This is a genomic window from Streptomyces sp. MA5143a, assembly GCF_900290235.1.
Lineage (GTDB): Bacteria > Actinomycetota > Actinomycetes > Streptomycetales > Streptomycetaceae > Streptomyces.
This window is the reverse complement of record NZ_OLMK01000025.1, coordinates 80582-107421: the sequence shown is the minus strand read 5'-3', so window position 1 is coordinate 107421 and position 26840 is coordinate 80582. Positions and strand designations below refer to the sequence as shown.

Annotated in this window: 21 protein-coding genes and 2 pseudogenes; 14 read left to right on the top strand and 9 right to left on the bottom strand. The window is 71.8% G+C overall.

From position 1 onward, the window contains the following. Positions 1-46: 46 nt before the first annotated feature. From SMA5143A_RS11760 to SMA5143A_RS11745, 4 genes and pseudogenes are all read right to left on the bottom strand, one after another. Positions 47-2143, bottom strand: a pseudogene (locus SMA5143A_RS11760) (SpoIIE family protein phosphatase); the annotation flags it as partial. A gap of 1602 nt (positions 2144-3745) precedes the next feature. Continuing rightward, positions 3746-4027: pseudogene (locus tag SMA5143A_RS11755) on the bottom strand (PAS domain S-box protein); the annotation flags it as partial. Between the two features lie 324 nt (positions 4028-4351). Beyond that, on the bottom strand, positions 4352-4744 hold the full coding sequence (locus SMA5143A_RS11750) for an SCO5389 family protein (RefSeq protein WP_107462898.1): 393 nt from the start codon (positions 4742-4744) through the stop codon (positions 4352-4354). Positions 4745-4867: 123 nt separating this feature from the next. Then, positions 4868-5833: a nucleotide-binding protein gene (locus tag SMA5143A_RS11745; protein ID WP_107462897.1), complete on the bottom strand. Its 966-nt coding sequence runs from the start codon at positions 5831-5833 to the stop codon at positions 4868-4870. 475 nt (positions 5834-6308) lie between these two features. On the opposite strand from SMA5143A_RS11745, the gene SMA5143A_RS11740 reads away from it, so the two are divergent. Continuing rightward, positions 6309-7238 carry a hypothetical protein gene (locus SMA5143A_RS11740; protein WP_107462896.1) on the top strand — a complete coding sequence of 310 codons (930 nt, stop codon included), beginning with the start codon at positions 6309-6311 and terminating at the stop codon, positions 7236-7238. 109 nt (positions 7239-7347) lie between these two features. Here SMA5143A_RS11740 and SMA5143A_RS11735 read toward each other — a convergent pair whose 3' ends face one another. Then, positions 7348-8088, bottom strand: coding sequence for a calcium-binding protein (locus SMA5143A_RS11735; RefSeq protein ID WP_258193478.1), 741 nt, complete (start codon positions 8086-8088; stop codon positions 7348-7350). A 358-nt stretch (positions 8089-8446) separates the two neighbouring features. On the opposite strand from SMA5143A_RS11735, the gene SMA5143A_RS11730 reads away from it, so the two are divergent. Together SMA5143A_RS11730 and SMA5143A_RS11725 are read left to right on the top strand one after the other, a co-directional pair. Continuing rightward, positions 8447-8803, top strand: coding sequence for a GtrA family protein (locus tag SMA5143A_RS11730; RefSeq protein ID WP_258193481.1), 357 nt, complete (start codon positions 8447-8449; stop codon positions 8801-8803). 87 nt (positions 8804-8890) lie between these two features. Further along, the gene (locus SMA5143A_RS11725) at positions 8891-9346 is read left to right on the top strand and encodes a hypothetical protein (protein ID WP_107462894.1); all 456 of its coding nucleotides are present in this window, start codon (positions 8891-8893) and stop codon (positions 9344-9346) included. Between the two features lie 7 nt (positions 9347-9353). Here SMA5143A_RS11725 and SMA5143A_RS11720 read toward each other — a convergent pair whose 3' ends face one another. Next, positions 9354-9830, bottom strand: a complete 477-nt coding sequence (locus SMA5143A_RS11720) for a DUF6174 domain-containing protein (protein WP_219923582.1) — start codon at positions 9828-9830, stop codon at positions 9354-9356. 252 nt (positions 9831-10082) lie between these two features. Between SMA5143A_RS11720 and SMA5143A_RS11715 the strand changes: the two genes are divergently transcribed. The 3 genes from SMA5143A_RS11715 (at position 10083) to SMA5143A_RS11705 (ending at position 14186) form a co-directional block, all read left to right on the top strand. After that, a complete protein-coding gene (locus tag SMA5143A_RS11715; RefSeq protein ID WP_107462893.1) occupies positions 10083-12086 on the top strand; it encodes a ricin-type beta-trefoil lectin domain protein in 2004 nt (667 codons plus the stop codon). Between the two features lie 47 nt (positions 12087-12133). Next, the gene (locus SMA5143A_RS11710) at positions 12134-13480 is read left to right on the top strand and encodes a glycoside hydrolase family 43 protein (RefSeq protein ID WP_107462912.1); all 1347 of its coding nucleotides are present in this window, start codon (positions 12134-12136) and stop codon (positions 13478-13480) included. A gap of 109 nt (positions 13481-13589) precedes the next feature. Then, a complete protein-coding gene (locus SMA5143A_RS11705; RefSeq protein ID WP_107462892.1) occupies positions 13590-14186 on the top strand; it encodes a hypothetical protein in 597 nt (198 codons plus the stop codon). Positions 14187-14404: 218 nt separating this feature from the next. On the opposite strand, the gene SMA5143A_RS11700 is transcribed toward SMA5143A_RS11705, so the two are convergent. After that, positions 14405-18382: a glycoside hydrolase family 2 TIM barrel-domain containing protein gene (locus tag SMA5143A_RS11700; RefSeq protein WP_107462891.1), complete on the bottom strand. Its 3978-nt coding sequence runs from the start codon at positions 18380-18382 to the stop codon at positions 14405-14407. A 276-nt stretch (positions 18383-18658) separates the two neighbouring features. Between SMA5143A_RS11700 and SMA5143A_RS11695 the strand changes: the two genes are divergently transcribed. The 4 genes from SMA5143A_RS11695 to SMA5143A_RS11680 all read left to right on the top strand — a co-directional run bounded on the left by SMA5143A_RS11695 (position 18659) and on the right by SMA5143A_RS11680 (position 22389). Then, the gene (locus tag SMA5143A_RS11695) at positions 18659-19549 is read left to right on the top strand and encodes a hypothetical protein (protein ID WP_107462890.1); all 891 of its coding nucleotides are present in this window, start codon (positions 18659-18661) and stop codon (positions 19547-19549) included. 207 nt (positions 19550-19756) lie between these two features. Continuing rightward, a complete protein-coding gene (locus tag SMA5143A_RS11690) occupies positions 19757-21166 on the top strand; it encodes a serine hydrolase domain-containing protein (RefSeq protein ID WP_107462889.1) in 1410 nt (469 codons plus the stop codon). 54 nt (positions 21167-21220) lie between these two features. Further along, on the top strand, positions 21221-21817 hold the full coding sequence (locus SMA5143A_RS11685) for a 3'-5' exonuclease (RefSeq protein ID WP_107462888.1): 597 nt from the start codon (positions 21221-21223) through the stop codon (positions 21815-21817). A 206-nt stretch (positions 21818-22023) separates the two neighbouring features. Then, positions 22024-22389 (top strand): DUF1330 domain-containing protein, encoded by a 366-nt coding sequence (locus SMA5143A_RS11680; protein WP_107462887.1) that lies wholly within the window; start codon positions 22024-22026, stop codon positions 22387-22389. Here the strand turns inward: SMA5143A_RS11680 and SMA5143A_RS11675 are convergent. Then, positions 22370-22852 carry an HIT family protein gene (locus SMA5143A_RS11675; RefSeq protein ID WP_107462886.1) on the bottom strand — a complete coding sequence of 161 codons (483 nt, stop codon included), beginning with the start codon at positions 22850-22852 and terminating at the stop codon, positions 22370-22372. The genes SMA5143A_RS11680 and SMA5143A_RS11675 overlap by 20 nt on opposite strands. Positions 22853-22955: 103 nt before the next feature. Here SMA5143A_RS11675 and SMA5143A_RS11670 point away from each other — a divergent pair, with 103 nt between their 5' ends. From SMA5143A_RS11670 to SMA5143A_RS11660, 3 genes are all read left to right on the top strand, one after another. Further along, positions 22956-23462: a hypothetical protein gene (locus SMA5143A_RS11670; RefSeq protein ID WP_146193895.1), complete on the top strand. Its 507-nt coding sequence runs from the start codon at positions 22956-22958 to the stop codon at positions 23460-23462. Between the two features lie 298 nt (positions 23463-23760). After that, entirely contained in the window at positions 23761-25326 is a 1566-nt protein-coding gene (locus SMA5143A_RS11665; protein WP_107462884.1) for a carbohydrate-binding protein, read from the top strand. Between the two features lie 164 nt (positions 25327-25490). Next, a complete protein-coding gene (locus SMA5143A_RS11660) occupies positions 25491-25814 on the top strand; it encodes a hypothetical protein (protein ID WP_107462883.1) in 324 nt (107 codons plus the stop codon). A gap of 107 nt (positions 25815-25921) precedes the next feature. Here the strand turns inward: SMA5143A_RS11660 and SMA5143A_RS11655 are convergent, their stop codons facing one another. After that, positions 25922-26116, bottom strand: a complete 195-nt coding sequence (locus tag SMA5143A_RS11655; protein WP_107462882.1) for a hypothetical protein — start codon at positions 26114-26116, stop codon at positions 25922-25924. A gap of 110 nt (positions 26117-26226) precedes the next feature. Between SMA5143A_RS11655 and SMA5143A_RS11650 the strand changes: the two genes are divergently transcribed. After that, entirely contained in the window at positions 26227-26835 is a 609-nt protein-coding gene (locus SMA5143A_RS11650) for a hypothetical protein (protein WP_107462881.1), read from the top strand. The last annotated feature ends 5 nt before the right edge of the window (positions 26836-26840 follow it).

Sequence of the window (26840 nt, the reverse complement as noted above, 5' to 3'; positions counted from 1 at the left end):
CGTCCGCCCCGCCGGGGACGCCCCACCCGGAGTACGGGCGCGCCCCTCACCCCGGCGGGTCCGCCAGGGACTGCTCCGCCCAGATGACCTTGCCGTCGGGGAGGAAACGGGTGCCCCAGCGCTGGGTGAACTGGGCGATGAGGAACAGACCGCGGCCGCCCTCGTCGGTGGTGCGCGGGTGCCGCAGATGGGGCGCGGTCGGCCCGCCGTCGAACACCTCGCAGATCAGGGTGCGTTCGAGGATGAGCCGGAGCCGGATGGGCCCGGCGGCGTGCCGGATGGCGTTGGTGACGAGTTCACTGACGACGAGTTCGGTGGTGAACGCCAGCTCGTCCAGGCCCCAGACGCCGAGCTGCCGGGCCGTGGTCTTGCGGGCCTCCGCGACGAGCGCCGGGTCGGCGGGGATCTCCCAGGAGGCGACCCGGTGGCCGGGCAGCCGCCGGGTGCGGGCGAGGAGGAGGGCCACGTCGTCGGTGGGGCGGGCCGGGGCGAGCGCGTCGAGGACGCGCTGCGCGTGCCGGTCGAGGGACGGCTCGGGCCGGGCGAGGGCACGGCACAGCGCGTCGGGGGTGGCCTCGGCGAGGAGGCCGTCGGTGTGCAGGGCGATGACGGTGCCCTCGGGGAGCTCCAGCTCCACGGCCTCGAAGGGCTGCCCGTCGACGCCGAGGGGCGGGCCCTCGGGCAGGGCGGGGCGGCTGACCGTGCCGTCGGGGGCGACCAGGGTGGGGGCCGGGTGGCCGGCGGTGGCCATGGCGCAGGTGCCGGACACCGGGTCGTGGACGACGTACAGACAGCGTGCCCCGACCGTCTCGACGCTGCCCCCGCCCTCCTCGCCCTCCTGCCGGGCCGACTTGGCGACCATGTCGTCCAGGTGGGCGAGCACCTCGTCCGGCGGCAGATCGAGGTCGGCGAGGGTGCGGACGGCCGTACGGAGGCGGCCCATGGCGGCGGCGCCGTCGATGCCGTGGCCCGCGACCTCGCCGACGACGAGGGCGAGGCGGGCGCCGGAGAGCGGGATGACGTCGTACCAGTCGCCGCCGACGCCGGTGAGTTCGTCGGCCGGCCGGTAGCGGACGGCGACCTCGGCGGCGTCCTGGTCGGGCAGCCGGCGCGGCAGCAGGCTGCGCTGAAGGACGAGCGCGGCGTCCCGTTCGCGTGTGTAGCGGCGGGCGTTGTCGACGCAGACCGCGGCACGGCCGACGATCTCCTCGGCGAGGCCCAGGTCGACGGCGTCGAAGGGGTCCTGGCGGTCGCGGCGGAAGAACGTGGTGATGCCGAGGGTGATGCCGCGGGCCCGGATCGGCACGATCATCACGCTGTGCAGGCCCAGCGCGTCGGCGGGCAGCTCCCGGCCGCCGGGGACGGCCTTCGCCCACCCCGCGGACGTCGGGTCCAGACTCGGCTCCGACCACGACCGTCCGTTGACCAGCGCGCGCACGGGGGGTGAGCCGGCCGCGTAGGAGGCGACGGCGCCGATCTCCACGACGGCCTCCGGCACTCCGGGGCGCACGGACTGCTGCCCGGTGCGGCGCAGCGGGACGGAACCGTCGCCGAGCGGGCCGGGCTCGGCGCCGCGCAGCACGGAGTCCAGGAGGTCCACGGTGACGAAGTCGGCGAGCGCCGGAACGACGACGTCGGCCAGCTCCTGGGTGGTCCGGCGGACGTCGAGGGTGCGGCCGATGTGCTCACCGGCCCGGTCCAGCAGGGCGAGGCGGGTGCGGGCGCGGTGGCGGTCCGACACGTCCATCACGGTGTAGTAGACGCCGATCGGGCGACCGTGGTCGTCCTCCAGGCGGGTGAACGACATCGCGTGCGCGGTCTCGCGGTGCGGGGCGGACCTGACCCGGCCGATGTGCTCGTAGTCGAGCACGGGGACGCCGGTCTCCAGGACCTTGCGCATCTGGGCCTCGATGCGGTCCGCGTCCAGCCCCGGCTGCACCTCGGCGAGCCGCAGCCCGACCCGCTCGTACGCCCGGCCGCCGCCGAACCGCTCCAGCGCGGCGTTGGACCACACGAACCGCAGGTCCGTGTCCACGATCGCGATCCCGATCGGCGACCGCGCGGTCATCCGCTCCAGCACGGCCCGACTCATGTCCCACCCCGGCGCCTCGGTCGCATCGGACACGAGAGCGATCCAGTGGGCGTGCCGGAGGGGATCGGGGTCGGGGGAGGCACCGAGGGGAGGTTGGGCGGAGCTGGGGGAGGGCTGCGTCGGGGGGTGGGGGGTTCGGGGGGTGGGGCGTGGGGTGGCGTGTGGGGGCGGTGTCTGGTGGGAGGGCGTGTGCGGGGTGGGTGGCGAGGGCTGGGCGGCCGGGCGCGGGTGCTCGGGGGAGGGGCCCGCCGTGGGGCGTCCGGTGGCGTGGGTGGGCGACGCGGTCGGGGGTGTGGGGCGTGGCGTGGGGTTCGTCGGGGGGTGGGGCGGTTCCGTCGGACGGGGTGCGGACTGGGCGGGCCGCACGGGAACCGCAGCCGACCGCCACGACGACGGCCCGGACTCAGCGGCCTCGCCCGCGGGCCGGGCCTCCCGCTCCCGGCGCACCCGCTCGGCAGCCGGATCGGCCGGAGCGGTCGGCGTCGTGTGGCCGGTTGCTGGGCCGACCGGTTCGACCGGAGCAGAGTGGGCGGCTGCCGACTGTGCCGGGTGCGCCGTGGCAGTCCGGTCGGCTGCCGGGTGGGCCCGGGCGGTGCGGCCTGCGGCCGGGCGGCCCGGTTCGGTCGGGATGGTGCGGCCTGCGGCCGGGCCGGCCGGATCGGCCAAGGTCGTGGGGTCGGTCGCCGGTGGGCTCGGCTCGGCCGGGGTGGTGTGGTCCGTCGCCGGGCGGTGTGGCTCGGCTCGGTCGTGGGCCGGCCGACTGCGGTCGGTGCCGGCGAGGGGCTGGGCGCGGCCCGATTCAGGCGACTGGTGGCCGTGCCTGGTTGGTTGGTCCTGGCCGGGGGTGGGCGACTGGTGGCCGTGCCTGGTTGGTTGGTCCTGGCCGGGGGTGGGTGGCTGGTGGTCGTGCCCGGTTGGCTGGGCCCGGCCCGATTCGGGCGTCCGGTGGCCGTGCCTGGTTGGTTGGTCCTGGCCGGGTGCAGGCGTCCGGTGGCCGTGCCCAGGCGGCTGGTTCTGGTCGGCTGACTTGTCCTCACCGGTGGTCCTGTACTCACCGGTGGTCCTGTCCTCGCCGGTGGTCCTGTCCTGCCCCGGCGGTGTCACCCGGTCCGCCTCGCCCGACCCGGCGTCGGCCCTCGCGGTGACGCGCGGCCTGTTCGTCTCGGCGGGAATGCCTCGCCGTTCGCCCCTGCCGGCGACATCCGGCCTTCCCGCCCCGGCAGCACCACGCTCCGCGGCTCGCTCCTCGCCGCCGACGGCCTCGCCGACGACGCCGGCGCCAAGGCCCTCAGTGCTCGTGGCTCCGCCTCCGGCGCTCGCGGCGGCGTCCCCAGGGCCCGTAACCCCGCCCCCGGCGCTCGCGGCTCCGCTCCATTCGACGGCGGCTCGGCCCTCCCGGCCGGCAGCCAGGTCCTCGGCGTTCCCGGCTGCGCCCCCGCCCTCGGCGTCGTGGCCCCCGCCACTGACGCCCAGTCCCCCGCCACTGACGGCTCCCTCGGCCCCCGCGGCCCGGCCCCCGCTCTCGCCGCCGGCATCTCCACCTCCACCGCCTGCCCCCCGCCCCCCGGCGGGCTCCCCCGTCGGGGCCTCGCAGGCCGGGACCACGCGGACCATCACTCGGATGTCGTGGCCGTCCCGGTGACGGGCGGTGAGGATGCCGGACCAGCCGCCGCGGGCGCGGTGCGTGTCGGCCAGGTGGGCGATGCGGGAGGCGTCCTCGGGGTTCAGGAGCGTACGGACACTGCGGCCCAGGATCTCGGCGGCCGGGTACCCGAAGAGCCGCTCGGCGTCCCGGGTCCAGCTCGTCACGATCCCGTCCGCGTCGATGAGCAGCGGCGCGGCGTCGGCCACGTCGAAGCGCTGACGGGTGACTGCACTGTCCCTGTCGGTCCCCACGGCGACCCTCTCTGTCGCTGAGACGCCCTCTGAACCCATTATTCACCTTGTGTGATCGCGAACAGGCCAACTTGTGACGGCCCGATTCACCCGGCGCCGCACCACGGCGCGCGGACCCGTCCGGCACAGGCGCCCGCCCACGACCCGCACCGCGCCGGATCGGGCGGGAACGGGACGAAGCCGTACGCGCGAACACCACAGAGCCGAGGACGCCTCCGCCCCCGCCCTCGCCGACCGTGCGGCCGTACGCCGGTAGTGCGCCCCCGTACGCCCCCCGCGCTCCCGCGTGTCGAGCCGACCGCCCCCTCCGCGAGAGGGGGGTGGAGGGGGCGGTCGACCCAGTTCAGGGACGCGGCGCGGGCGTCAGCAGTCGCGGAACTCCGGCGACTGGTTGAGGATCTGCGACCGCAGGGACGTGAACTTCGTGTACGTCGCCCCGCCGCGCGCCTGCGCCGGGAACACCGCCACCCGGTGGCAGTTCTGGAAGGCGAGCGCCACCCCGAAGTGCCGCTCCAGGCTGCCCCGGATCGCGTCGCTGGACAGCGCCCGCAGCAGCTGCCCGCGCTCCTTCTCCGACGGCGGCGGGGTCTGGTTGTCGGCGAACTCCGCGCCACCCGCGCGCAGTTCACCGACGAGAGAGGCGATCAGGTCGTACGCGTACGGCAGTGACGCACGCACCGTCTGCACGAACTCCTCCTCCCGCACCTCGCCCTTCTCTGCGTCGGCGAGCAACTGCGGGGAGACGTCGAGCGACATGGCTGTTCCTGTTCTGTCGATGTGCCGGAGGGAGGGAGGGAGAGGCAAAGGAAGGGGAGAGGCGACGGAGAGGGGGGAGGCAACGGAGAGGGGGGAGGGGGTGCGGGCCGCGGCTGGGGTCGGTCAGGGGAGCGCCGTCGCCGTCAGGGCCTCCGGGCCGTGGCGGAACTCCGGGTCCACCTGGGCCGCGAGGTCGAGGCCGGTCGCCGCGTTCGCCCAGGCCGCCGCGTTGCGGAGGTGGAACTCGACGGCGTGCCGCTGGAAGGCGGCCCAGTCCTTCGTGCGCGCGTCGACGGCGGCCTTGAGCGCGTCGAGGGTGCGCCGGTTGTGGGACTCCAACTCGCCGTGCTCACGGCCCTGTTCCTGCGCACGAACGTAGGAGGACTGCACGCAGTGGGCGAGCAGGTCGTCGCCGACGTGCTCCTTGAGGAAGAGGAGGTCGTCCTCGCCGGTGACTTTGTTGCCGACGACGGCGACCGGGATGCCGAACTCGGCGGCGTGCTCCTGGTACTGCCGGTACACCGACACGCTCTTCCGGGTCGGCTCCACGACCAGGAACGTCATGTCGAACCGGGTGAACAGCCCGGAGGCGAAGGCGTCGGCGCCGGCGGTCATGTCGACGACGACGTACTCGCCGGGGCCGTCGACGAGGTGGTTGAGGTACAGCTCCACCGCGCCGAGCTTGGAGTGGTAGCAGGCGACACCGAGGTCGCTCTCGTCGAAGGCGCCGGTGACCATCAGCGGGACACCGCCGACCTCGCGGACGTGCGTGCCGTGGACCTCGTCGTCACCGAGCAGCCGCAGCAGACGCGAACCCCGGCCGGGCGGCGTCGTCTTGACCATGGCCTCGCGGCACACGATCCGCGGGTTGACGCCGCGCAGATGGTCCTTGATCTCACCGGTGCGGGAGCTGAGCGGCGGGGCGCCGAACGCCTCGCCCTCGTCGAGGCCGAGCGCGTGTGCCAGATGCTGGTTGATGTCCCCGTCGATCGCCACGAGCGGGGCGCCGCTCCGGGCGAGATGGCGGGCGAAGAGCGCGGACAGCGTCGTCTTGCCGCTGCCGCCCTTCCCTACGAAGGCGACACGCACGGACGACCACCCCGTTCGGCGGCGCGCGCGACGGACACGGCACCGCAAATGAAAATGGATGTCATGAACGTAGAGTCGGGAGCGGGTCGGACGTTGTCAAATCGCGCCACGCCGTCCCCCGCCGGGCGGCGCGCGTTGGTGAAGGCTTTGCGTGCCGGTGGGCTGTCGACGGGGGGTTCATGGGGAGCCCGTGACACCACCGGAGTGCGGGATTCCCTATGTGTCCCGAATGTGTGCCCTCCGTGCGCACATCTCCGCACGAACCCAAATGACCTCCCATTTCCCAAGGTTGACAGCCCCTACTCGGTGGTAAACGATGTGCTCACTCTGCGGCTCATACGACAAGTGGGCCCGGTGTCTCTTCGACGACCTCACACCCCGGCGCGGCCCCGGTGACCCCGGTGCTGCCCTGTGCCGTCGCGCGCCCGTAGCCGTGCCGGGGTCTCGCACCGCCAAGCTCGAGAACGGGATCTGCATGTCCATAGCGAGACGTGTCACCATGGGCCGCCTGCTCGGCACGGGCGCAGCCGCCCTCGCCCTGACCGCCGCCGCCTCCGGCTCCGCCTGGGCCACCGGCCCCGGCGGCGACGGCTGGGGCGAGAAGAGCTACGCCCCCGGCCAGGGCGCGGGCACGGCCACCGAGACCGACCGCTGCGAGTTCTCCCTGGACGGCGTGAAGTTCGCCGACTGGGTGAGGCTCGACGACCAGAACCTCAAGCCCACCGAGGACGGCAAGGTCCACATCACGGTCCGTGCCGCCGCCGACGCCACGACCTGCACGGTCTCCCTGGCCTCCTACCTCGCCCACGGCCCGACCTTCGCCACCTCCGGCGAGCAGGTCTTCGTCGACTTCGACACCGTCACGGTGAAGCAGGGCGGCACGGACACCCTGGACATCGCGGTCCCGGACGCGGGCTGCTACGCCCAGATCGACCTCTACCGCGGCAAGGTGAAGTTCGACGGCAAGCTGGACGCCGCCGACGGCTTCGAGCACGGTGACGTCCCCAAGGGCCCGGACCGTCCGGTCATCAAGGACAAGCTGATCGCGGCCTGGAACGGCGGTACGAAGTACTGCGAGCCCACCGAGGAGCAGCCCCCGGCGGAGGAGGAGAAGCCCCCGGCCGACGAGAAGCCGCCCACGGACGAGAAGCCGCCGGCCGACGAGAAGCCCCCGACGGACGAGAAGCCCCCGGCGGACGACAACCCGTCGCCCTCCGAGTCCCCGAAGACCCCGGCGGACACCCCGGACTCCTCCCCCAGCCCCAACGGCGGCTCCGGCGACCTCGCGGAGACCGGTGGCGGCAACGCGATCCCGCTCGCGCTCGGCGCGGCCGGCCTGGTCGCGGCGGGCGGTGTCATCTTCGTGGTGACGCGCCGCAAGTCGGCGGGCCGCACGGGCGCCTGAGCCCCGGCCTGCCCACCGGCCGCGGTCCGCTCTCCGCGGTCGTCCGTGACACGGTGACGTCCGACGGCGCCCGGCCCCTTCCGTCAGGAGGGGCCGGGCGCCCGACGGTTCAGCGCACGTCGACGTAGTCCCCGGTCGCCCTGGCGGTGGAGGTCGTGCTGTTCCCGGCGAAGGCCCAGCGCCAGTAGCCGTCGGCGGTGGCCCTGACCGTGGTCTTCACCGCGCCGCCGGAGCCACTGGTCACCGTCTTCACCGTCTTGTACGTGGACGTCCCCGCCGCGCGGAACTGGAGGTTCACCGGACGACCGGAGTAGCCGCCGTACTTGTGGGTCTTCCAGTCGGCGCGGCTGAGGTTGCCGGTCACGGTGAGCGATGCCTTCCTGCCCACCGGCTCGGGACCGGCGTCGGCCGTCAGCCGGGCGAGGCGGCGCACGGTGAAGGTGGCGGCGCGGTCCGTGTCGAACCAGTCGCCGTCCTTGGCGGTCGCGTTGGCGTTGACGAACCAGTGGTCGTCGGCCGGTCCGTTGCCGTAGAAGTTGCTGGTGTCGACCGTCCAGGATCCGGTGCACGTCGACGTCGTGGCGCTGTTCGCGACGCAGCTGAGGCCGCGGTCCGACGAGTGGTAGATGTAGGACGGCAGTGACACGCGCAGCTTCATCTCCTTGATCCCGGAGTCGTCCTGCGCCGTGACGCTCACCTTGAAGGTCTTCGGAGCGGTGGGCCCCAGGGCGAGTTCGGCCCCGCCGTTGACGACGACATCGGTGATCGTCGTGTCCCCGGAGCCGGCGGCGTGGGAAGCCGGGGTCAGGAGCGCGGACAGGACCAGGGCTCCGGTGAGGACAGCGGTCATGGAACGGATGCGCACGTGCGTGGTACCCCCACATCGGTCGTCCGTCCGCCGAGGCCCGGCGGACAGCTCGGGCCCCAACCGTCCCAGGGGAACCGGGCGATGAGAGGGAAATCACCCGAAACAACCGTCTGTCCCGCCCTGATGTAGTACGCGTCGGCGGCGGCGCGGTGTCACGGTGGACCCCACCGCCGGGGCACCGGCACGACAGACGCACCGACGGAGGGCCCCAGCCGTGCAGCACGACCGAGGACCGGGTCCCGTGACCCACGCGGCGCCACCGGTGCGGGCGGGCGCGACGGCGTCCCCCGAGGCGCTCCCCGTCCGGCCGTCGCGGGCGCCGCGACCGCTCGCGGCGCAGCTGCTCACCTTCGCGGTGATCGGCGTGGTCAACACGGCCACGTACTACGGCCTCTACCTGCTCCTCCTGGCCGTCGTCCCCTATCTGGCCGCCCACCTCCTCGCCTTCGCGCTCAGCCTGACGGGCTCGTTCTTCCTCAACGCCCGGTTCACCTACCGCACCCGCCCGACGCTCCGGAAGTTCCTGCTCTTCCCCCTGGGCAACGCCACCAACTTCCTGGTCACCACCGCGGGCGTCCATGTCGTCGTCGACGTGCTCCACCAGGGCCATCGCCTCGCCCCGCTCCTCGCGTCCGGGGTGGCGATCCCGGTGACGTTCCTCGTCTCCCGCACCATCATGTCGCCGGGCCCGCGCTGAGCGTTCCGGCGCCGGCGTACGTACGGAAGGGGAGCCCACGCGGCAGGAAGCAGACCGGAACCAAGCACGCGGAACGGAGTACGGCACGTGGTGAGGAAGCTGACGCGCGGAGTCGCACTGGCGGCCGGTCTGGCGGCGCTGCCCCTGGTGGCGGGGTGCGGCGGCGGTGACGGGGGCGGGTCCGCCAAGAAGGCGGACGACGCCGACAGGGTGGCCGAGGTGGTGGCCCCCGCCAAGGTCGAGGTGCTCGCCTCACTCACCGGCTGCGAGGTCAAGATCCGCACCGAGGCGGAGGAGCTGCGCGAGGGCGTCTGCCACACCAAGGCCGGCGACTACCTCATCACCACGTTCCCCAAGGAGGAACTCCTCCAGGTCTGGCTGGACTCCGCCTCCCTCTACGGCGGCAAGAAGCTGGTCGGCCCGCGCTGGGCCATCTCCGCGAAGGAGGAGGTGCTGGAGCCGCTGCGGAAGAAGGTCGGCGGCACCGTCCAGGACCTGAGCACCTACGGCAGGACGGGCGGCCCGGGTCCGAGCGCGTCGTGACTCCGGCTCACCGGCCGTCGCGTTCCGTCCCGTTCGACGGCCGGTAGTCGCTGATCTCGTACACCGCCTCGTCGTCGATCGCGTCCTCGTCCCAGTCCAGGGAGATGCGCGTGGGCCGGCCGTCCGCCGCGCGGTCGACATCCACCCGGTCGGCGTCCTCGCCCCTGGCCGCGTCCGCCTCCGCCAGCAGGTCCCCGATGGTCGGCATGCGGCCGTCGGCCTGCCGTGCCGCGCGCCGTGAGTCCTCGTCGGTCCCGACGGCCTTCGTCACCTTCCCGTCCCGCACGGTCACCTCGAACGTCCCGAGCAGGGACCGCTCGCCCTCGCTCGACGTGAGCGTGTACGTGTAGGAGGCGGGCTCCCGCCACGCCTGCCGCGTGGACGCCGTCCCCGAGGACGCCTCGCTCCCGCACGCCGTCACCACCCCCGACAGCGCCATGGCCAGGACGGCCACGACCGGCTTGCTGATGCGCGTCTTCGACATGGAGAGCCCTCTTGGTGAGTCGTCCTGCTGTGTCGGTCCCCCCTGTGACGGGGCGGGGGCGGAAAACGTTCACGAGGGCCGTTCCCCGCGCGGGATTCACGCGCCGTGGCCGTTCCCGGCGCCCCAAGGTCGTGTTCTGTCCCACCCGTTGACTTCCACCCCGTCCGGCTCTACTTTCGGCCAGCCGATACGTTCGGCACGCCGATCCTTGTTCGAGATATCGACCCCCCGGATATCCATCGAAGGAGCCGCATGTCCCCCGCCCCCCACGCCGACTCCCCCCGACTCGGACGTCGTTGCAGATCCGTGGCCGTCCGCGCCCTGGCCCTCGCGACGACCGTCGCGGCGGCCCTGCTCTTCGCCCAGCCGGGCCGGACACCGCACCCGGCCACCCCGCTCGACGCCCGACCGGTCGCCGTGACCGACCGTCAGATATCCGTCCCCAAGGCCCCGATGGGGTGGGCCTCCTGGAACGCGTTCGCCGCCAAGGTGGACTACAGCGTCATCAAGAAGCAGGTCGACGCGTTCGTCGCCGCCGGGCTTCCCGAGGCCGGATACGAGTACATCAACATCGACGAGGGCTGGTGGCAGGGCACCCGCGACAGCGCGGGCAACATCACGGTCGACGAGGCCGAATGGCCCGGCGGCATGAAGGCCATCGCCGACTACATCCACAGCAAGGGCCTCAAGGCAGGCATCTACACCGACGCCGGCAAGGACGGCTGCGGCTACTACTTCCCCACCGGCCGCCCCGCCGCGCCCGGCAGCGGCAGCGAGGGCCACTACGTCCAGGACATGACCCAGTTCTCCCGCTGGGGCTTCGACTTCGTGAAAGTCGACTGGTGCGGAGGCGACGCCGAGGGCCTCGACCCGAAGACCACCTACCAGGCGATCAGCGACGCCGTGACCCGGGCCACCGCCACCACCGGTCGTCCGCTCGCCCTCTCCCTGTGCAACTGGGGCTACTCCAACCCCTGGAACTGGGCACCGGGCATGGGCCCGATGTGGCGCACCAACACCGACATCTTCTTCCACGGCGGGACCCCGTCGTACGGCAACGTCCTCACCGCCTTCGACCGCAACATCCACCCCACCGCCCAGCACACCGGCTCCTACAACGACGCCGACATGATGGTCACCGGCATGAACGGCCTGACCGCCGCCCAGAACCGCTCCCACATGAACCTCTGGGCGGTCTCCGGCGCGCCGCTGCTGACCGGCCTCGACCTCACCACCATGTCCGCCGACACCCGAAGCGTCCTGACCAACCCCGAGGTCATCGCCGTCGACCAGGACCCGCGCGGCCTCCAGGGCGTCAAGGTCGCCGAGGACACCTCCGGCCTCCAGGTGTACGGCAAGGTCCTCTCCGGCACCGGCAACCGCGCCGTCGTCCTGCTCAACCGCACGTCCACCACGCAGAACATGACGGTCCGCTGGTCCGACCTGGGTCTGACGAACGCCGCCGCGACCGTGCGGGACCTGTGGGCGCGGCAGAACGTCGGCACCCCCGGCACCGGCTACACCACCAGCGTCCCCGCGGGCGGCTCCGTCATGCTCACGGTCACCGGCGGTACGGAGCAGTCGGCGGCCACGTACAACGGCACGGCGAGCTTCTCCGGGGTCGGCGCCGGCAGCACCGGCCTGAAGACCGTCGACGTCTCCTACACCAACACCTCGTCCACGGCCCGCGTCGGCACCCTCACGGTCAACGGCCAGACCCCGACGAAGGTCTCCTTCCCGCCGACCGGCTCCACCCCCGGCAGCGTCTCCGTCCAGGTCGGCCTCACCAAGGGCGCCGCCAACACGATCGCCTTCTCGGGCGCCCCCACCCTCGAAGGCATCGTCGTCCGGCCCCTGCCCGGCACCGACGCCACCCTCGTCACCGGCACCCAGTCGGGCCGCTGCGCGGACGTCAACGACAACACCATCACCAACGGCACCGACGCCCAGCTGTGGACCTGCAACGGTGGCCTCAACCAGCAGTGGTCGTACAGCAGCACCCGCAAGGAGTTGGTGGTGTACGGCAACAAGTGCCTCGACGCCTACGACCACGGCACCACCAACGGCACCCGCGTCGTCATCTGGGACTGCACCGGCGGCACCAACCAGAAGTGGAACGTCAACGCCGACGGCACGATCACCAACGTCAACGCCGGGCTCTGCCTGGACGCCTACCAGGCCGCCACCAGCAACGGCACGAAGCTCGTGCTGTGGTCCTGCAACGGTCAGAACAACCAGAAGTGGAGCCTGACGTGAGCGACATCGACCACGGCACCGGGCCGTCCCGCCGGACGTTCCTCGGCATGGCGGCGACCGTCCCGCTGGCCGCGACGGGCGCGCTGACCCTCGGCGCGGGCACCGCGCACGCCGCCGACTCGGCCTACGTCATGGTCTACTTCACCGAGTCCACCACGATGCTGGAGGCCAACTACGGGCTGCACCTGGCCGTCAGCCAGGACGGGCTGAACTGGACACCGCTCAACCAGAACGCCCCCGTGGTCACCCCGACCCTCGGCGCCGGCGGTCTGCGCGACCCCTTCGTGATGCGCAAACAGGACGGCTCCTTCGTCGTCCTGGCCACCGACCTCAACGGCACCGACTGGAACCACGACAGCGTCAACATCCACGTCTGGGACTCCACCGACCTGCGCACCTTCACCGGCTACCGGCTGCTGAAGCTGCACGACATGACCGACACCCACAGCTGGGCACCGGAGGCGTTCTGGGACCCCGGACGCGGCCGGTACGGCATCCTCTACTCGTCGGTGAACAGCAGCGGCCACAACGTGATCATGGTCAGCTACACGACCGACTTCCGCACCACCACCGATCCCCAGGTCTTCTTCGACCCCGGGTACGACATCATCGACGGCAACCTCACCATCGGCGTGGGCGGCGTCAACTACCTCTACTACAAGAGGGACCAGCAGCTCGTCGGCGCCCGTTCGACATCCCTGAACCCGGGCGGCTTCACCCCGTTCAGCACCCCGGTCGCCCACGGCGGAACCGAGGCCCCGACGGTGGTGAAGTCCCTGACCTCCACCAGCTGGTACCTGTGGGGCGACACCTACACCCCCAACGGCGTCTTCTACGTCTGGCAGTCCACCGACCTCGCGTCCGGCACCTGGACCGCCCTCGACCAGAAGCTCTACACCCAGCCGCTCAACTCCAAGCACTGCGGCATCCACCCGATCACCTCGACCGAGTACGCCAACCTGCTCGCCAAGTGGGGCGCCCCCGCCTGGAACCGGCTCAAGTCCTACAACTACCCGTCCCGTTACGTCCGGCACAGCAACTACGCGGCCCGGATCGACGCGTACCCCTTCGACCCGTTCACCGACTCCCAGTGGAAGCTGGTCCCCGGCCTCGCCGACTCCACCGGCGTCTCCTTCCAGTCGGTCAACCTCCCCACCCGGTATCTGCGGCACTACGACTACGCCCTGCGGCTCGACACGAACGACGACACCTCCACGTTCGCCGCCGACGCCACCTTCGTCCGTACCGCCGGCCTCGCGGACTCCACCTGGTCCTCGTTCCGGTCGTACAACTTCCCGACCCGCTACATCCGGCACTACGACTACGCCCTGCGGATCGACCCGGTCTCCACGGCGGCGGAACGCGCGGACGCGACGTTCCGGGTCGGCTACTGAGCCGTCGGCACCCACTCCGCCCCCGGTGAGCCGAACGTTTCGGCCGCTTCCCACGTCCCAGTGGGGACAGCGGCCGCGCGGGCGGCCGCCCGGGGGACGGAGGGGACGGATGGACACGCGGACGAAGGTACGGGCGGCCACGGCGGTGGCGGGCGCGCTGCTCGCGCTCGGATTCCTTCAGGGAGCGAGCGCGGGTGCGCAGACCGTGGCGGACGTGTCGTCACCGGCGAAGGAGTGCCGGGGCACCCGGCCGGAGGGCAGTCTCGCGGGACTCGGCAGCCCCGAGGACACCCCGCTCCAACGGACGCTGAACCACGTGGACAGGCTGACCCAGGGCCGCTACGCCGATGTCTTCACCGGCCTGGAGGTCGACGAGGAGGGCTCCGGCGTGAGCATCTACCGCATGCCCTCCGCGTCCCTCGACGACGCCGTCTGCTCCACCGCCGAGAAGGGCGTCACGGTCCGGCTGTACGACACGGACGTCAACGAGGCCGACCTCACCGCCCTGGCCGACCGCATCAGTGAGGACATGACCCGCTGGGACGGCACCTTCCAGCTCCGCGAGGTCGGGCACGACGGCAGGGGGCACGTCCTCGTCGGCGTCGACGACCCCGAAACGGCCGAACCGATCCTCCTGGCCGCCTTCGGCGAGGAGAACGCCCGGTACATCAGGGTGGAGTACGCACCCCAGGCGGAGCTCCTCTGAGGGGCCGTCGGACATCGGTTCGCGGGTCCCGCGAAGATCCGCTATGGTTGAGCACGAGCCGCTCACCGGAACACCGGAAAAGCACTCAATGCGTTGGTCGTCTAAGGAAAGACGCCCCACTTCCTGTGGGGAAATGCAGGTGCAAGGCCTGCCCGGCGCTCCACTACGAACCCCGTCCCGCGGTCAGCGGGACGGGGTTCGTGCTGCTCGCAGCCCCGCTACTCGACGGCCGTCCACTTCCGCGCGGCCCCCATCGCCGCGTCCACGTCCCGCAGGGGCCGCAGCCGGTAGGTGTAGGCGTAGTCGCGGTCGGCGAACAGCTTGTACTCGTCGTGCGTGTGGGCGCCCCAGCTGTTGTCGCCGCCCACCCCCATCTGGCGGTGGTTCACGCGCAGGACGACGGCGTCACGGGGCGTCAGCTGGTAGTCGTGGCGGACACCGGAGGAGAGGTCCTCCGGGGTGAAGTGCGACGCGTTGACCTCCAGCAGGGAGCCGGGCTCGGCGGAGACGAGGAGACCGGCACCGGCACGGTCGGTGAGCGCGGCCCAGCGGACGTCCGTCTTGTTGCCGTTCTCCTGGGGGCGGATGTACGGCGTCCACTGCCCGGCGACCGAACCCGAGTAGCGGCCGACGTCGGTGGCGTCGTTGCGGTCCCAGTGGTTCTCCTCCGGCCCCCGGCCGTAGTAGTGCAGCCGGTCCAGCCGGCGAGGCAGCAGGAGCAGGGTGCCCACCTCCGGGATGTAGGGCAGGGACGACGCCCCCGGGTGCAGGGTGTTGTCGACCTTGATCTCGCCGTTCCCGAACACCGTGTACGTGGTCGTGTACGTCGACTCGGTGGCCGTCGGCAGGGTGCCGCCGACCTTCACCTGGACGGCCCTGTCGGTGCCGAGGACCCGCACCGTCACGTCCGTCACCTTGCGCCGGGCGCCCGCGTCCCGCCAGGTCTGGTTGCGGGTGTGGTGGCCGTTGCCCCGGTCGTTGTCCGTCGGCGCCCGCCAGAAGTTCGGCACGGCACCGGAGTCGAGGAGCCGGACGCCGTGCGCCTCGTACGAGGTGAGCAGGCCGTCGGCCTTGTCGACGGTCACGGAGAAGTTCCGGCCCCTGACGGTGACCTTCCCGGCGGTCTCCTCGTGGCGGAGGGCCGGCACGCTCGCCAGCCGGGTCGGCTTCACCGCGGGGACGGCGGCCTTGACGGGCAGCTGCTGCTTGGCCACCTCGAAGCCCGCCTTCGCCCAGGGGGTGCGTTCCCTGGTGGTGAAGGAGAGCTGGAGGAAGTACTCGGTGCCGGGCGCCGGGGAGGACGGCAGCCGGAAGGGGACCGTGATGTCCTTGCTGGAGAGCGGGGCGACGTTCAGCTGGGCCCGGGTGAGGCGGCCGCGCTGGACCACCTCGCCGTCGGCCACCAGCGACCAGTGGCCGTCGTAGGCCCGCAGGTTAGTGAACAGGTTCTCGTTGGTGAGGGTGACCGCCGCTCCCTGGGCGAGGGTGCCGCCGGACGCCGGGGCCGCGTTGATGGCCTGGTAGATCTGCTTGACCTCGGCGGACTTGCCGGTGAGGCGGCGGTCGGCGGTGAGGATGCCGTCCGCGACGAAGGCGCCGTCGTTGGGGTTGTCGCCCCAGTCACCGCCGTACGCGAGGAACGTACGCTCCTTCGGCCTCTTCTCCGTCACCTTCACGGTGGCCGCGTCGAACCAGAAACGCACCCCGTCGTCCCCCGGGCCCCGCCCGTCGGAGGCCAGCTCCGTCGCGCTCAGCGCCCGTGCGTACACCCGGGCCCGCCGTATCGTCCCGTTGAACTCCCGCGTCGGGTTGTCGACGTCGGTGGCGAGCGACAGCGGCGCGGTGTTGCTGCCGGGGCGCCGCGTGGTGGTGCGGGTCGCCTTCGCCTCGCCGTCGACGTAGAGGGTGAGGGAACCGGCCTCCGCGTCGAAGACGCCCGCGACATGGTGCTCGCGCCCGGTCCAGCCCTCGTCCGGCACGTTCCAGCTCGCGCTGACCCACTGGCCGCCGCCGTGGATGAAGAACTCGACGCTCCGGTTCGTCTGCTTCAGCGCGTACTGCGTGTCGCCCTTGGCGAGGATCGGCTGGTGGCTGAAGGGGACGTGCGGAGTGAACCACGCCTCCAGGGTCAGCGACCCCGTCAGGTCCACGGACGGGTCACGCGCGAAGGCGGTCGCGCCGAAGACACCCTTGTCGCGGTCGAAGCGGCCCGCGGCGGTGAGGAGTTCGCCCTTCAGCCCGTTCGGCCCGGAGTCCGTGAAGATCTTCCGCACCGGCACCGGCGTCGTCAGCGACTGGTCGATGAAGTCCCAGATCCAGCCGCCCTGGAGGACGTCGTAGCGGCGTACGAGGTCCCAGTACTTCTTGAAGTTGCCGGTCGAGTTCCCCATGGAGTGCGAGTACTCGATCATCACGTACGGACGGGTGTCCGAGGTGTCCTTCGCGCGCTGCTCGACCCGCTGGGGGCTGTCGTACATCTCCGACCTGATCTGGCTGATGGTCGGCCGGTCGTCACCCTCGTACTGGACGACACGTGTCGGGTCGTAGGAGCGGATCCAGTCGTGCATGGCGACGAAGGTGCTGCCGCCGCCCGCCTCGTTGCCGAGGGACCAGATGACGACCGAGGCGTGGTTCTTGTCGCGGTGCACCATGGCCTGGGCGCGGGCCACGCACGCCTTCGTCCAGTCGGCGTGGTTGCCCGGGTACTGGTCGCGGATGCCGTGCGTCTCCAGGTTCGTCTCGTCGACGAGGTACAGCCCGTACTCGTCGGCCAGCTCCAGCCACAGCGGGTTGTTGGGGTAGTGCGAGGTGCGGATCGTGTTGATGTTCAACCGCTTGGCGAGCCGCATGTCCCGCTCCATGTCGGCGCGGGTCAGCGCCATGCCCCGGTCCGGGTGCATCTCGTGCCGGTTGGTGCCCCGGAAGGACACCGGCTTCCCGTTGATCCGCATCAGCCCGTCCTTCAGGGCGAACTCGCGCAGACCGACGCGGTGCGACAGCGTCTCGACGACCTTGCCGCGCGCGTCCCGCAGCCGCAGCACCGCCGTGTAGAGGGTCGGACGCTCGGCCGACCAGAGCACCGGGTCCGGCACCGCCTTGCTTCCGCTGACGGTCACGTCCTCGCCGGCCGGGACCGCGGACAGGTCGACGGGCCGGACGAGGGGCCGCGACCAGACGGCGTGCCCGCGCGCGTCGTAGAGCTGTGTCTCCACGGAGTACGCGCCCTTGCCGGCGCCCTTTCCGTAGGCGCGGACGCTCGCCGTGACCGACAGGTCGGCGGCCTTGTAGCCGTCGCGGACCGGGGTGTCCAGCTTGAAGTCGCGCAGGTGCACGGCCGGGGTGTTGAAGAGGTAGACCGAGCGGAAGATGCCGCTCAGCCGGATCATGTCCTGGTCCTCCAGCCAGTCGCCGTCCGAGTAGCGGTACACCTCGACGGCGATCTGGTTGGTCCCCGGCTTCAGATGCGGCGTGATGTCGTACTCGGCCGGGTCGTACGAGTCCTCGTGGTAACCGACCAGCTCGCCGTTGATCCACACGTAGTGCGCGGACTTGACGCCCTCGAAGTGGAGGAAGGTCCGGCGGCCGTCCGCCGTCCAGTTCCTCGGGAGCGTGAACCGGCGCCGGTACTGCCCGATCGGGTTGTACCGGGTCGGCGCGGCCGGTGGCTGCGCCTCCTCGCCGAGACCGTTCGGGCCCCACCACGGGTAGGTGATGTTGATGTAGATCGGGAAGTCGTAGCCGTGGTTCTGCCAGCAGGACGGCACCGGGATGGTGTCCCAGCCGCTGTCGTCGACGTCGGTGCGGTAGAAGTCCTCGTCCCGGTCGTCCGGCCGGTCCGCGTACGCGAACTTCCACCGGCCGTCGAGGCTGAGACGGTACGGGGAGTCGGTGCGGTCGGCTTTGAGGGCCCCTCTGACGTCCGCGTACGGCATGAGGGTCGTGTGGGGCGGCTCGGCGCCGACCTGGAACAGGGCGATGTCGCCGTTCCACTCGGTGCCGTCGACCGTGACCGCGGCCGCGGTGGTGGCCGAGGTGGTGGCCGCCCCTGCCGTCGCGGTGCGGGCCGCGGCACGGGCGACGCCGCCGGGCAGGGCGAGGCCGGCGAGGAGCGCGGCGCCGCCCTCCAGGAGACGGCGGCGGCTGACTGCGGGGCGCGCGGACGGGTCCGCGTGGGCGCCAGGGTGCGGGTGCTGCATGACCGGGGCCTTCCTCGTGACGACTTGGGGGAGTGCGCGTACTGAGGACCGTCGGATGCTGTCCGTTGTTGTTGAAAAACCGCGCTCACACTAGGACTTCGAACAGAAGTGGAGCAATGAGTCTGTCGGACTTTGTGTGGTCCTGGGGGTGGGTGGGGCGGGGGACGCGCCCTGTGGAGGGGGAGGGAAGGGCGTGGTGGTGGGGCACCACCCGTGCGGGTGGGTCCGGCTGGTGTCGTCGGGGCGCGGGGGCCGTCGCGCCGTTACGGTGCCCGGATGGTGGCGGGTCTGGCGTTGGCGCTGTGCGCTGCGGTGTGCATGGGTACGGCGACGGTGTTCCAGGCGCTGGGGTCGAGACGGACGGCGAAGGCCGGCGCCGGGTCGACCGCTGACGCCGGTGCCGGTGCCGGTGGCGGTGTGGCGCGGGCGCGGGGGCGGTGGGGGACGGTCGTGGCGGTGTTGCGGGGGTGGCCGTTCCTGCTCGGGGCCGGGCTGGACACGGCCGGGTTCGGGGCGCAGGTGGGGGCGTTGCTGCTGGTGCCGCTGTTCCTGGTCGAGGCGGCGGTCGCGGCGTCCCTGGCGGTCACGGCGGTCGTCGGGACGTTCGTCCTCGGGCTGCGGCTGAGGCGCGGCGAGTGGACGGCCGTGGCGGTGGTGTGCCTGGGGCTCGCCACGCTGGCCGTGTCGGCCGGACGCGAGGGCGACGGCGACGGTGACGAGGCGCTGCGGCTGACGGCGCCGGCCGTGTCGGTGCTGGTGGTGGCGGTCGGCTGGTTCGTGGGCGGGCGGCTGAGGCGTGGGCGGGCCGTCGTCCTCGGTGCCGCGGCGGGCATCAGCTTCGGGCTGACCGCCACCGCCGTCCGGCTGCTGCCGGAGACGTCCGTGCCCGGCGTACTGGCCGAGCCCGTGGCGTACGCCGTGGTCGTCTCCGGTCTCGGCGGCTACCTCCTGCTCGTCCAGGCCCTCCAGTCCGGCTCCGTCACGGCGGCCACCGCGGCGATGGTGATCTGCGAGACCGTCTGGCCGGGCCTGTTCGGGGTGCTGTGGCTCGGCGACACCACCCGGCACGGGTACGGCGCCCTGGCGGCCGCCGGGTTCGCGGCGTGCGTCGCGGGCGGCGTGGCGCTGGCCCGGTTCGGGGAGGCGGAGGAGGCCCAGGGCGCGTAGGGCGGTGACCTCGCTGCCGGTCGTCCCGGTACGGTTCCTGACACCGGCGGTCACTTCCGTTCGCGGTGCCCTGGGCAGCGGGCTGACGGCCCGTCATGACAGATGTCATGGCACCGCTGTGAAGGCGATCGTCCAGCGGAAGGATGTAACCCTCACCGGTCCCGGCGAGACTCAGGACATCGAGAGCCGGATCCGGGAGGAACAGCCATGCGTATCAAGCGACTTGTGGGCACAGCCGTGGGTACCACCCTGCTGCTGTTCACCGCCGTGCCCACGGCGTCAGCCGCGGGCACCACCGCGGGCTCCACCGTGGCCCCCACCCGGTCCGCCGCCCGCGACGCCCTGGACCGCACCGCCCTGCGCGGCACGCTCGACGCCTTCCACGAGGCGGGCATGTACGGCGCGTACTCCGCCGTCCGCGAGGGCCGCGACCGCTGGAAGGGCGCCTCCGGACTCGCCGACGTGGACACCGGCCGCAAGGTCACCCCGAACATGCGGCACCGCATCGGCAGCATCAGCAAGACGTTCACCTCGGTGGCGATCCTCCAGCAGGTGGAGAAGGGGCGGATCAAGCTCGACGCCCCGGTGACCCGGTACGTGCCGGACCTCTTCCGCGGCGCCGACCGGCAGCGCGGCGACGCGATCACCGTCCGGATGCTGCTCAACCACACCAGCCACCTCGGCGACTACGTCCTCGGTGCCTTCCCCTCCCTCGCCCAGAACTCCACCGCCAGCCTCGACGAGCACCGCTTCCGCACGATACGGCCCCAGGAGCTCGTACGCCTGGGCCTCGCCGCCCCCGCCACCGGCAGCCCCGGCGCGCAGCCCGGCTCGTACTCCAACACCAACTACGTCGTCGCCGGCCTCATCCTGGAGAAGGTCACCGGCCAGAAGGCGGCCACCTACCTCACCCGCAACGTCATCGACCGCGCCGGGCTGCACCACACCGCGTTCCCGCGCACCGCGTACATCAAGGGCCCGCACGCGAAGATGTACGAGTCGTTCTACGGCCTCATCGACCCGCCGCGCGACTACAGCGTCTACGACATGTCCTGGGCCTACACCGCCGGTGCCCTCACCTCCACGATGGACGACCTCAACCGCTTCTACGCCAAGCTGCTCACCGGGAAGCTGATCAGCCGGGCCTCCCTGGCGGAGATGCAGCGCACGGTCCCGGTGAACGTCGGCCCCGGCGTCGCCATCGACTACGGCCTCGGCATCTACACCCTGGAGATCCCCGGCTGCGGCCGCTTCTGGGGCCACGACGGCGGGGTCTTCGGCGCCGGCACCGTCAGCCTCACCCGCGCGGACGGCCAACGCCAGCTCAGCCTGGGCTTCACCCTGATGAAGTACCAGCGCCTGAACGAGGAGGGCACGGAACTGGAGCCCAGCCCGATCGACGAGGCGCTCAACGTCCATCTCGCGACGGCGCTGTGCGACGCGCCGGGGACGGACGCCGGGACGGAGTCGAAGCCGTCGAAGCCGTCGAAGTCGTCGGGGGCGTCGGGCGAATCGGGGTCGTCGGCCGGCAAGCGGGTGCTTCCCGACGGGCTGGTCGGTGTGGACCTCGCCACCGGGGGCCAGGTGGTGAGCCCGGCCGCTCCCGTCCCGAACTGACGCCTTCCGGGTGGGTAGGCTGATCCGCTCACGCCTCACCGGGAGAGTGCAGCCTTGCCCACCTTCGTCATCTTCGACCTGGAGTTCACGACCTGGCCGGGGGCCGCCGCGGAGGACTGGTCGGCACCCGGCCAGCTCCGCGAGATCGTGCAGATCGGGGCGCTGCGGCTGGACGAGCGGTACGCGGTGGTGGAGGAGTACGAGACGCTGGTCCGCCCCGTGGCGAACCCCGAGCTGTCCCCCTTCTTCACCGAACTCACCGGCATCGAGCAGGAGTCGGTGGACCGGGACGGCGTGCCCCCGGCGGAGGCCCTCAGCGACTTCCTGGCCTTCTGCCGGGGCCGGTCCGTCCTCTCGTACGGCAACGACATGCTGGTCCTCGGCGAGAACATCGGCTGGGCCCGCTCCCGGGGCGAGCACATCGAGCACACGCCCCTCACCCCCGGCTTCCTGAACATCCGCCCGTGGCTCAACACGGTCGCCCCGGCGACGGCGGGCATCAACTCGGGCCGCCTGTGGGAGGCGCTGGGCCTGCCGCGCCCGGCCTCCGACGGCGCGGAGCACTCGGCGCTCTTCGACTGCCACTCGATCGCGGCGGCGCTGCGACACCTCGCGGCGGCGGGGGCGGCTCTGCCGGTGGGGATGCTGTAGGGGGGAGGAGGGCGGGGGCGTGGCCGGGGCCTCCGCCCAGGGGCCGGGGCATTACCCGGCGGGTAATCGACGTCTCCGGGGCCGGTTGGCAGGCTCGTCCGTACGGGGGGGGGCAGCGGCCGGACAACCGGATCGCCGGACCTCCGGGGTACCGGACTGCCGGGCCCCTCCACCCAGCTCCACCGACCGGAAGGACCCACGACGCCATGCCCGCCTATGTCATCGCCCATCTGCGTGACGCCGCCCCGCACCCGGACATCGCCGAGTACATCGAGCGGATCCCCGGCACCTTCGAGCCGTACGGCGGACGCTTCCTCGTCCATGTCACGCCGCACGAGGTGAAGGAGGGCACCTGGCCGGGGCACGTCGTGATGATCGGCTTCCCCGGCATCGCGGAGGCCCGGGCCTGGTGGGACTCACCGGCCTACCAGGAGATCGCCCCGCTGCGCTCCCGGCACATCGAGGGCGACATCATCATGGTCGAGGGCGTCCCCGCGGGCTACGACCCGGCGGCCACGGCGAGGGCGATGCGGGAGGCACTGCCCACCGAGGTCACGCCGCCGCGCCCGTGAGGCGGTCCAGTTCCTCCCCGATGCCCGTCCGCAGGGCGTCGTGGCGGGGCCCGAGGGCGTGGCTCGGGTCGGCCCAGTGCTCCGGCGGGTAGAGCCACACCGGGCGCCCCACCGACTCGGCCGGCTCCCACGCGTACCGCGGCCACACGTGCGCGTGCAGAAACGGGTCGGTGTTGCCGAGGATCTCCAGGTTGACCCGCCGGAACGCGGGGTCGAGCCGCCCGCAGACCCGCTCGACGGCCTCGCCGAGCCGCTCCATGTCCGACAGGAACGCGAGCCGTCGCGCCCTCGGCAGCTCCGAGAGCCGGGTCACGGCGGGGTCGTCGACGAGCAGGACGGCGTACCCGGGCAGGAACTGCACGTCACCGATCACCGCGAACCCGGCGTCCAGCCTCCGCAGCACGGTGGGGTTCTCGCCGCGAAGGGCGCTGCCGATCCGATCACGCCGCCAGTCCTCAGTCATGACCGGTGACCCTATCCGGGGGGCGGCGTGTGATCCGTCCGGTACCGCTTCGATACGTCCCGTGGGGCCGACGGCGCCCGTGTCCCCTCATAGACTCCGCGCCATGAAACGGGGAACAGCCTGGCGTGTGGCGGCAGTTGTGGCGCTCGCCCCTCTCCTGACGGCCTGCGGCGCCGAGTACGATCCCCTCTTCGTCACGGGCACCGCGGCGAAGCCCACGCTCGCCTGGCGGGACTGCCCGGCCGCGAAGGGCGACGGGATCACCGAGGCCGCGCTCTACGAGTGGGACGACTCCAGCACCGTCGACGACCCCGGCCGGACGCTGTGGCACATCAGGGCGACGGACGGGAAGACCCTCTCGCAGCGGATCCGACTGGGCACCGCCCCGGACGGCTTCACGACCGAACGGCCCCTCACCGCCACCCTGGACCCCGGCACCACGTACGCCCTGCGCGCCAACATGGCCTCGGACGACCAGGTCTCCGGCTTCCTCACCTTCCGCCTCGAACAACTCGTTCCCGGCCAGGTCGTGTTCGGCGAGTCGGACGCCGAGTCGCGGACGGCCTACGACGCCCGGGATGACGAGGAGTTCGGCTGCTTCACGGACTGAGGGGCCCCGCGCACTGGGGCGAACATCTTGTCCTGGCGGCCCGACACCACGGGTGAGGCGATGCCCGTCATGGACTCCTCATCGGGTAAGGCGTCTGTCCATGCAATGACTGTTCATAAACATGAACAGTGGTGCCGGTTTTTCCCTTTCTCTAGAAGCTCCCGTTCCTCCATGTGAACAGAACGGGCGTCCCCTTCCCTTGACGCGTTCAGGCCATCTCCCTACCTTGCCGAGAAAGCGCTTTCCATTCCCGCACCTCTGGTAGACGAACCGACCGTCCTGGAGATGGAGACCCACCATGCGTCTGAGAACCGTCATGGCATGCGCAGGCCTGTTGTCCGGCACACTCGTCGCGCTGGCCGGCGCGACCACCGCGCAGGCGGCGACCGCCCGGTACGAGGCGGAGAGCTCGCCGGCGGTGTGCGTCGGCACGATCGACTCCGACTGGACCGGCTACTCGGGCAGCGGATTCTGCAACGGCACCAACTCGACCAGCGGCTACGTCCAGTTCACGGTGGTGTCCGGCGCCGCGGGCACCGCGACACTCGGGGTGCGGTTCGCCAACGGCACCACCGCCGCCCGCACCGCGAACGTCGTCGTGAACGGCTCGACCGTGGCGACCGTGTCCTTCGAGGGCACGGGCACCTGGTCGGGCTGGACCACGAAGACCCTGTCCGTGCCGGTGGTGGCGGGTGGCAACACCGTCCGGCTCACCCCCACCACCGCGGCCGGACTGCCCAACGTCGACCGCCTCGACGCGACCGTGCCCGACGGCACCGGCACACCCCCGTCGGCCTCCGCGCTCTACGTCGCCCCGAACGGCACCGACGGTGCGGCCGGAACCCAGTCCGCCCCCACCACGCTCACCTCCGCGATCAGCCGGATCAGCGCCGGCGGCACGATCTATCTGCGCGGCGGGACGTACCACCACTCCTCGACCGTCACCGTCCCGGTCGGCCAGAACGGCACCGCCGCCGCCCGGACGACCCTGGCCGCCTACCCCGGCGAGACCCCGGTCCTCGACTTCGCGGCGCAGACGGAGAGTTCCGCCAACCGGGGGCTCCAACTGAACGGGTCGTACTGGCACGTCAAGGGCATCGTCGTCGAACGGGCCGGTGACAACGGCATCTACGTCGGCGGCAGCCACAACGTCATCGAGCGCACGGTGACCCGCCACAACCGCGACACCGGGCTCCAGTTGGGCCGGGCCTCCTCCACCACCCCGGCCGCCGACTGGCCGTCCGACAACCTGATCCTGAGCGCGGAGTCGCACGACAACGCCGACTCCGACGGCGAGGACGCCGACGGCTTCGCGGCGAAGCTCACCACCGGGCCCGGAAACGTCTTCCGGTACGCCGTCGCCCACAACAACATCGACGACGGCTGGGACCTCTACACCAAGACGGACACGGGCCCCATCGGCCCGGTGACCATCGAGGACTCCCTCGCCTTCGAGAACGGCACGCTCAGCGACGGCTCCCAGGCCGGCAACGGCGACCGCAACGGCTACAAGCTCGGGGGCGACGACATCGCCGTCAACCACGTCGTGCGGCGCAGCATCGCCTACGACAACGGCAAGCACGGTTTCACGTGGAACAGCAACCCGGGCACCATGACCGTCTCGGGCAACCTGAGCGTCGACAACACCGAGCGCAACTTCAACTTCGACGGCGGTACGTCGGTCTTCCGCGACAACACCTCGTGCCGGGGCTCCAGCGGGACCAACGACCGCGTCATCGGCAACTCCGACAGCACCAACCAGTTCTGGTCCGGCGCCAACGGCTCCCGTTGCGCGTCGTACTCCGGCGCCATGAAGTGGTCCTTCGCCTCGGACGGCCGGCTCGTGGTCACCTTCGGCGGATGACCTGCCGGACGGAGGCCGCGAGGTCTGGACAAGGCCAAGGCTTGTCAAAAGTCGTGGACATGTCGAAGGAATCTTGTTTGGCTTCCCGGTGACCAACGCCCGGACCCGCTTCCGGTGGTCCGGGCTGCCTGCCTCGCAGGCGCCAGAGATACGGGGAACACATCATGAACATCAGGAAGTTGACGTCTCTCGCCATGACACCGCTGGTGCTGGCCGGTATCGCCGTGGCCGCGCCGATCGCCGGTGCGACCGCCGCCAGCGCCACGCCGGACGGGTGCCAGGTGGGCAAGCCGACCGAGAACACGGGGTTCGCGATCTGCCACCGGGGCACCGGCCAGGTGCGGGTCAAGGTCACCTGTGAGGACGGCGTCACGGGCAGGAGCCACTTCGCGTACGGCCCGTGGGTCGGCATCGACAAGAAGTCGAGCGTGGCGTGCGGTGCGGTCCAGCGGTACTTCGTGACGCTGGTCGACTACCAGACCCGCTGATCCCACCACGCGGTGCCGGGCTCGCCAGGCGCGGCATTCGTACAGGCGGACGGCCGCGGGACCTCTCCCCGCGGCCGTCCGCTCCTTCGTGTGGCAGACGCGGGGTCTCAGTCCCGCAGCGTGTCGCCTCTCTTGCTGTTCGAGGAGCGCAGGGGGTCGACGACGCGGAGGAGTTCGCCCACGGCGAGCGTTCCGGTGGCGACGGCGCGGACCCAGCGGGGGCCGCCCCGTGCGGCCCAGAAGACACAGACGCAGCCGCCGATGACGAGTACGAGGACCCCGGACAGTATGAGCACGGTCATGCTCGTTCCCCCTTCGCTTCTCCAGTGGTCGTCCGCGCATCCTCTCAGGAGGCCGCCGGCGGCCGGAGTGGGCGGACCGGAGTGTCAGTGGCGCGCTGTACGTTCCGCTCATGGGCGTATATCTGGTGAGTGTCGGCGCGGAGGACTGGTGCGAGGGGTGCGGGGACGAGGAGGAGGTGGAGGACGGGTGGGCCCACGTGGCCTCCGCGCTGAACGAGGAGCTGGGTCGGCGGAGGCTGCCGCCCTATGACTCGGTGCCGGAGGAGGAGGCGGAGTTCGTCCGCGGCTCGGGCCGGCGCTTCGAGGAGAAGCTGATCCCCTCCATGGACGGGTTCGTCGCCCTGTGCGAGGCACACCTCTCGGCCGAGGAGGTGGCGGTCCTCTGTGGCTGGTCGGTGCTGGTGCCGTTCTCGCTGGACGAGCCGATCCTGCTGCCGGTCGGCTCCGGGCACACGGACGAGACCCTCGTCGCCGGCGCCCCGCAGATGCTCGCGCTCGCCGAGCGACTGGCCGAGGCCGTCGACCTGCCGGCCGAGACCCCGGCCATGTGCGACAACCTCGACCTGACCATGTGGTTCATGGACGGATCTGCGAGCGAGCTGGCCGCGTCACGGCCGGGGCCGTGGAGCCAGGACCTCGACGCGGCCTTCTACGTGGCGCTGTATCTGCGCGCCGCCCAGCACTCGCTCCGCCGCGGCTGCCCGATCGTCTACAGCTGAGGCAC